Consider the following 7,474-nt stretch of genomic DNA (forward strand, 5'->3'; position numbering starts at 1 on the left):
CTGTATCGGTTCCGGTTTTTTGAGAGTTTGACATCCGGACTCAAAGTCCCCCTTTGTAAGGGGGATTTAGGGGGATCAAAATAGTTCGGGGACTCGTTGTTGCAGTTCTCGGTTCAACTCGGGGAGCCGATCGCGCAATTGTAAATACCAGTTCCGCCGCCGTTTATAATGCTGACATAACAGGCGATTATCGCGCACCCAGTTGTAGGCGTTGGCGGCGATAGTTTGGCGGAATTCTCGGTCGGAAATGAGGCGATCGAGGTGGGTTTCAAATTGTCGGATGGTTCGGTAGATCAATCCGCTTTTTTCTGGTATAATAGAGTGTTCGTAGACCGTGGGGCTTGCCAGGACTGCCACGCCGTTACCCGCACATTCAATAAATTTTAAATCGGATTTCATCAAATTGACGGGATCGGGAGTCAGGGGGAGTAGGGCGATATCGCAGGTTCGCAGGATTTCCAGATAGCGATCGTAGGGACAGAAGGGCTCGAAGGTTTTTTGCGTCATTTCTAAGGCTTCAAAGAAGCGGCGATCGTGGATGACTTTGGCGCGGATATTTGTTCGATATTTCCGCAATATTTTATTGATGGATTGGATGATCGGTTGCCAGTCCTTTTCGCGATTTAACGCCCCGAAAAATAATGTCACTTCCGGGGTTTCCGGATCATTCCGGGGCGGCGGAAGTTCGGCGAGGTGGTTGCCGAAGACGGCGACGTTGGGGTTGAATTGTCGCAGGAAGACACCCAGCGGTTTTGTGGAGGTTTGCACGGCGTGACATCCCCGGTAGCTGAGATAGCGGTTGTCGGCATATTCGCGGCGGCGGAGGGGGTTGTCGTCAATTTCGGCGACGATTAAATAACCTTCTTGCAGCAGGCGTCTGAGGATGGGGAGATGTTCCCGGTAGGACATGATGGTGCGCTGCCAGATGAAAACTTTTTCTTCCTGTGGTAATGTTGGTATGATGCGGGCAGATTTGACGGTGGAAAAAACCCGGGTTCCGGGGATGGTGACGCTGAAGCGATCGGGGTTCAAAACTCGGATGCGATCGCACCCCGTCGGTGCCATGATTGCGGTTTGAATTAACAGGCGGCGGGGCGGCTCGGTTGACTTGATCGCCCGGATCAGATATTGTGGTGATAGAATCTGGGCGGAGTATGGTTTGATATCGATGCCGGAGGATAAAAGCTGGGGTCGAATCCGTTCTAGAAAATACTGAAATTCCGGATCGCGATCGCCCCTCGTCCGCACTTCGTAAATGTAGAACCCAGCTTGATTGAAATGCGATCGGATTTCCGGCAGCGTCAAACCGGGTTTCGCCTCTCCCGGTTGTAAACGCCAGTATTGGGAATTGGGCAAAAGTGCGATCGCCTGCCCCCCCGGTTTCAACCACTGAGTCAGATGCGGTAGCAGTTGGGCGAACCGGACGCGATCGAATGGGGTACAGTTGTACACCAAAACATCTACGTTACCTATTTCAGCAGCGATCGCGCCGGTTGTCAAGTCCGAATCGGGTGAAATTTGCAAATACCGGCATTGGGGATTAATCCGCCCGTAATCCGTTTTGAGAGTCCCGCCAGGATTATCGCCAATTTCGATAACAATCCGGGCATCAGCGGGCAACACCTGCAATAATTCGCCACTCAATTCGCCAACCCCACCGTCGATAACGCCATCTCCAATATTTTATAGCAGTCCGAACCGCCCGGGAATCAATTCCCCTGGGCGCAAGCCAGGGGCCCCTACTTTTCGGAATGGGAGGGTTGGGTGGGGTGATTCCAACTCTCCCGAATTATCGCCAATCATCCAATACAAAAATATCGGATATATGATATGCCGGTTCGTTGGGTTTGTGCATGGCGACACCCGTCGTTTCCGTGCGGAAACCCCGGGAAATCATCCGGGTGTAGGCTTCGGCGTGACTCGTATTCACCCCGGCGACGAGACGGGAGAGATTTTGAGTTTTTGCGTAGGCTTCGCAGCGGGTGAGTAATCGTTCAAAATTGTCCGCCGCGTGTGTTCCGGGACGCACCGCCGCAAATTTAATATAACATCTATCCGCCCCCGCTTCGCTACCCGCCCCGCAATGGCACGCCGCAAATGCCGCCAAACCGATGCTATCGTAAAATAAAATAGTATCCCCCAAGTTTTGTTTGTAAACGGATCGGATTTCCCGCGATGCATCCAATTCCGGATAAATCGAATCGGTGAGGTTGTAACAGTCTTTGAGGGATCGCGATCGCCCGTTTTCATCCAATGCAGAATATCGCACAAACTCAACATCTTGGGGATTATCAGTTTCAATAAATTTTCCCATCACGAACGTTAAAAATCGGGGATAAAATACGAATTTGTGATATAATAATTGATGTTTCGGACTATTGGGACAGGTGAACAAACCCGCCTGTCGGATTCCCCATTCCGAAAATTTCGCGATCGCCACTTCAACCAAACTTTGGGCAATCTTTCGATCCCAGTAGTCGGGGTGGACGGTGAGGGGTCCGAAAGTGCCGACACTCCCCCAATTCGCCGCGATATTTGAACCGACAATTCGTCCGTCAACTTCGGCGACAAATGCCGCCCTCGGATCGATGTTGAACCGGGTTTCGATGTAATTGCGATCGCCAAAAAATTCCGCCGGCTTGGAGGAACCGACAAAGGTTCCGAAGGCGAGTCTAAAAATAGAGTCCGCGATCGATATTTCGTGTTTTTGGAGGAGTCGGATTGAGACATTCATACGAGTTTCTCCTGATTCGGATTGTCTATAGCGGTTTTCTCTCTAATGAGATCTGAACGATCCCCCTAAATCCCCCTTCACAAGGGGGACTTTGACTCCACCACTATACCTCACCCGATCAATCGACATTATATCAATCCGTTTTTTCGATCTTTCTATCTTTCCAATTTTCGACCACTTTCTCGGCTTCTGGGAGAGAGCGATCGGGCAAAAAAATTGAAAAATCAGTTATTGTAGGATGCCACGATGCGAGGCAATTTTCTGCCGGTGATTCATCCAAATCTACACTATCAAATAATGTCTTTTGGATATAACCATCATTTTGAGATAAACTCGTTTTTTCGACAAAATCACCCATCGGTTTGACTCCATGTTCAAAACGATTCAGGATCGTTTTTAATGCTTCCATGCTGTTGTCAACACCGATCCAATTTCGTCCCATTTCGTCCGCCACTGCCAATGTCGTCCCGGAACCGGCAAAACAGTCGAGAACGAGATCCCCCGGATTGGATGACGCGGCGATAATTCGTCTCAGCAAATCTGGATTTTTTTCTGTCGGATATCCGGTGATTTTAATATTTTGATTGTGAGCGTCTCGAAACTCCAACCAAATATCTTGAACGGCGACACCCGGATGTTCATCCAGATAAACTTTCCGTCTCGGGTTGCCATTTTTCGACCAAAAAATTTCGCCCCTCGCATCCATTTCGTCGAGGGTTGCCGGGGGATACTGCCAATGCTTGCCGGGTGGGGGCATTTTTCCTCTCCAGGGTTTCCCCGTTTCGCCGTTGCGGACACCGGGTGCGTGGATGGGAACTTTCATAAATTTTCGCCCGGTTTCTTTCTCGATGTACTGATACTCTTTTTTTCCATTTTCCGACAGGGGGACGGTTTGTTTATTCCAAGTGTAGCGTTCTGATTTCGTGTAAAATAGGATAAAATCCGCAATATTGCCGTAAGTTTTGCGGGTGTAATTTTTGGGATTACATTTTTTTCGGACGATCAAATTTCGATAATTTGAAGAACCGAAAATTTCATCCATAATCAATTTCATCTCGAAAACCATTTTTTCGTCGAGATGCAAATAAATCGATCCGGTATTGGATAAGAGTTTGTGTAATAGTAAAATGCGATCGCGCAAAAACTCCACGAAAGCGGCACCCGTCAAAGTATCTTCGTAGGCTTTCGACTGTTTTCGCGATAGGAAGTGACTTTGTGTGGCAAATGGTGGATCGATGTAAATCAAATCAACGTTTCCGCAGATTTCCGGTTCCGAAGCCAGCAAACGCAGAACGTCCAAACTATCGCCAAAATATAATCTTTTGTCGGATGAAGGCGAATAAACGGTTTTATATTGAACGAAGTCGCCATTCAAAATCTCATCTTCGCTTTTTTTGCCTTCATATACCAGGTTGACGCCAAGATTAGAAGCGGATCGATCTTTTTGGGGAATTCCTGTTGCCATATTTCAGATTTTAAGAGAGCAGCCACTGCATGGTTATGCGTTCTGGAAACATTCGGAGAGTGACCACTTTAACTTGACCACTCCAAGAATCCTCAAGGTGGGCATAATCTCGCCACATTGAACCCAGAAGTAACCCGGGGCCGTCATTCAGAAAAATCACTTTCAGATTGAATCCCTTCGTTCGAGCATATCCGAGCACTTCATTGGCACAGTCTCGATATTGACCCGTGCGATCGTCTTCTTGTGCGCCACCCCGGTCAGAATCGTATCTTGCCAAGCCCACTGCGACGGGATTTTTATTATACAATAAAACAAAGTCAACCGGGCGATCGCGTTTGAGTGATGATGGATGGGGTGGGAACGCACCCTACATAGTTTGATTGATTTTACTACAAACGAGTCAAAACCAGCATATCCTGATAACTCGCGGAACGGTTGCGGCGGCACCACATCCCGTAATCCTTCCGCTTCACCGCCAAACCCGCTTCGGCTATCCACTCCATCACCGACGCCTCCGGGTGCGCGATCGCATCTTCCGGGTTATCCAAATGATCGACAAAGCTTTCGTCAATTTGATGGGCAAAATTGCGGGAACTGCGACCGGCTTCGATCAGGTTTTTTGTCTCTTCATTTAATAGGAAAAATGTACATAAACACCGCCCTCCCGGTTTCAAAACTCGCGCCACCTGCCGCAGGTAGTTTCGGGTTGCGGGGGCGTATAAGTGGGTAAAAACGGAGGTCAAAAGGACGAAATCGAATGGGTCGTCATCGTAGGGAAAGATGAAATTATCCGCCTTCATTTTGCCGCCGGGATTGTAGCGATCGCTGTACAGATCGGCGCAGCAAAAGTTAAAATTGGGACGGCGATCGCGGATGACTTCCTGACACCAATCGATCCAGTGGGGGACGATATCAAACCCCTCGTAGCGGGCGCTATCATCGAGGTAGTAAGCCAACCCGTAGGCGATGCGTCCGACGCCGCACCCCGCATCCAAAACGGCTTCCCCGGGTTGTAAATCGGCTTTGTTAACGAAGTGCCCCAAAAAGTCCCCCGCCACAAATTTGAAACTGCCCCCCACGCCGACGCGATCGCTTTTTTCGGGGACGGGGAGGGACGGTTCCAAAAATCCAAATAATACGTCTCCCTCGCCACCTGCAAAAACCGGGGTCAGTTTGACGAGGGAATCCAAAAGGTTATTTTCCTTAACCCAACTGAGGGGAATGTAAATCAGAAAACGGGCGTTTCCGGCATCATCCAAACTGGGGAATAACTGTCGCACGTCGTCGCTGGGCAGGTTTTTCTCAATCCGCAATTCGGGAACTTCCACGCCGCCGATGGTGACGCGAAAATGGGTGACGGAACCCGCCCCCCAAGACGCGGCCCAGCCTTTCAAACGCACCATGTCGCCTTCTATCGTCACTTTGCCCAGACAGCCGAGGGTTTCGAGGGGTCGAGTTGGGGTCATAGCCGAGTTTGAGATTGAAACAAAACAGATCTAAGCGATATTAAATCACAATTCGATCTGGAAGGGAGTAGGGGATAGGGAATGGGGAATGGGGAATCGGGAATGGGGAATCGGGAATGGGGAATCGGGAATGGGGAATCGGTAATTGGTAACCCTATAAGGTTGCCTCCACACCCTACACCCTACACCCTACACCCTACACCCTACACCCTACACCCTACACCCTACACCCTACAACCGATTAAGGATACAAGCCGCGATCGCGGATCGCTTGGGCGACCCGACCGACTCCCAAAGTATAAGCCGCCAGCCGCAGGTCGCCGCCCTGTTCTTGGGAACGCTGGCTGACGCGGTGGTAGGCTTGAACCATCAGTTTTTCCATCTCCCGGTTCACCCGTTTTTCGTCCCAGAATAGGAAGGACTGACCTTGCACCCATTCCAGATAGCTGACGACCACGCCGCCGGCGTTGGCGAGGATGTCGGGCAATACCTTAATCCCCCGAGATTCTAGCATTTGGTCGGCGACCAAGGTGATGGGAGCGTTGGCAGCTTCGGCGACCAATTTTGCCTGGATGCGATCGGCATTTTCTTCGGTAATTTGATCTTCCAATGCCGCCGGAATCAAGACATCGCAGGGAAGCGTCAACAATTCCGCATTGGTGACCGGTTCGCCGCCGGGAAATCCGACCACCGTTTTATTCGCCGCTACATGGGTTGATAAAGCCGGAATATCTAACCCCTCGGAGGCGAATACCCCTCCCGACGCATCGGAGACGGCGATAATTTTGGCGCCGGCTTGGTGGAGGAGTTGGGCGGCGGCGCCGCCGACTTTGCCGAATCCTTGGATGGCAATTTTTACGCCTTCTAGGGTCTGTCCCAGCTCCATCAAGGCCTCCCGGACGGCAATCATGACCCCCCGTCCGGTCGCCATGTCGCGGCCCTTAGAACCGCCGATGGAGAGGGGTTTGCCGGTGACGACACCGAGGACGGCGTGGCCCATGTTCATGGAGTAGGTGTCCATCATCCAGGCCATTTCCCGGGAGGAGGTGCCGATGTCGGGCGCCGGAATGTCGATCGCTGGTCCGATGTCTTTGATCAGTTCGCTGGCGTAGCGGCGGGTGAGGCGTTCGATTTCGCCGTCGCTGTATTGGGCCGGGTCGATCGCGATCCCCCCCTTGGCGCCGCCGTAGGGAATCCCCAGCAGGGCACATTTCCAGGTCATCAACATGGCCAGGGCGGAGAGTTCCGCGAGGGTGACGGCCCGGTGGTAGCGGGTCCCGCCCTTGTAGGGGCCGAGCACGTCGCAGTGCTGGACCCGGTGTCCGGCGAAAATTTGGACTTTCCCGCTGTCGAGGCGGACGGGTATGGCGACGGTCACGACTTTGCGGGGGTGTTCCAGTATCACCCGGATGTTGTCGTCCATTTCGAGTTCGGCCGCGGCTTGGTTCAGATAGCTGCAGGTGCGATCGAACGGACAAATATAGGCCGGAGTCGGTGCCTCGGTGGTCTGCAGGGATGATACAACCATAATTGGTTAAACCTCTTTTGAATGATCCAGGCTGGAGATAGATGTCGGGCAGTAACCTCGTATGTTATGCCCAATTCCTTGATCCCCAGCCTGATTTCCTCTTATCTGTAGCCTAACTCAAAAAAGTTAATAAAAACAAAATTTTGTAAAAATTGTTACAGTTTTCAATTTAGCTTAATGATATTGGGAATGGGGTGTGGGCGGGGGAGCGGAGGGAGCGGAGGGAGCGGAGGGAGCGGAGGGTGAGACATCCAGACCGCTTGGGAATCAATTCCCAAGCT

5 protein-coding genes are annotated in these 7,474 nt (G+C 51.3%); all 5 read right to left on the reverse strand.

Annotated elements, in window-relative coordinates; all coding sequences use genetic code 11:
• Window positions 1-75: 75 nt before the first annotated feature.
• Window positions 76-1,644: a glycosyltransferase gene (locus LKE08_RS01625; RefSeq protein ID WP_324702445.1), complete on the reverse strand. Its 1,569-nt coding sequence runs from the start codon at window positions 1,642-1,644 to the stop codon at window positions 76-78.
• A gap of 145 nt (window positions 1,645-1,789) precedes the next feature.
• On the reverse strand, window positions 1,790-2,734 hold the full coding sequence (locus LKE08_RS01630) for a GNAT family N-acetyltransferase (RefSeq protein ID WP_324702446.1): 945 nt from the start codon (window positions 2,732-2,734) through the stop codon (window positions 1,790-1,792).
• Window positions 2,735-2,867: 133 nt separating this feature from the next.
• On the reverse strand, window positions 2,868-4,199 hold the full coding sequence (locus LKE08_RS01635) for a site-specific DNA-methyltransferase (protein ID WP_324702447.1): 1,332 nt from the start codon (window positions 4,197-4,199) through the stop codon (window positions 2,868-2,870).
• 389 nt (window positions 4,200-4,588) lie between these two features.
• Complete coding sequence (locus LKE08_RS01640) at window positions 4,589-5,665, reverse strand: class I SAM-dependent methyltransferase (protein WP_324702448.1); 1,077 nt, start codon at window positions 5,663-5,665, stop codon at window positions 4,589-4,591.
• A 241-nt stretch (window positions 5,666-5,906) separates the two neighbouring features.
• Window positions 5,907-7,193: a Glu/Leu/Phe/Val dehydrogenase gene (locus LKE08_RS01645; protein WP_324702449.1), complete on the reverse strand. Its 1,287-nt coding sequence runs from the start codon at window positions 7,191-7,193 to the stop codon at window positions 5,907-5,909.
• Window positions 7,194-7,474 lie beyond the last annotated feature (281 nt).

Source organism: Lyngbya sp. CCY1209, from assembly GCF_035615495.1.
Lineage (GTDB): Bacteria > Cyanobacteriota > Cyanobacteriia > Cyanobacteriales > Microcoleaceae > Limnospira.

What these genes read in the sequence shown, in the direction of transcription:
- LKE08_RS01635 (WP_324702447.1), bottom strand. Translation starts at nt 4,199, where the DNA reads ATGGCAACAGGAATTCCCCAAAAAGATCGATCCGCTTCTAATCTTGGC.
- LKE08_RS01645 (WP_324702449.1), bottom strand. Translation starts at nt 7,193, where the DNA reads ATGGTTGTATCATCCCTGCAGACCACCGAGGCACCGACTCCGGCCTAT.
- LKE08_RS01640 (WP_324702448.1), bottom strand. Translation starts at nt 5,665, where the DNA reads ATGACCCCAACTCGACCCCTCGAAACCCTCGGCTGTCTGGGCAAAGTG.
- LKE08_RS01630 (WP_324702446.1), bottom strand. Translation starts at nt 2,734, where the DNA reads ATGAATGTCTCAATCCGACTCCTCCAAAAACACGAAATATCGATCGCG.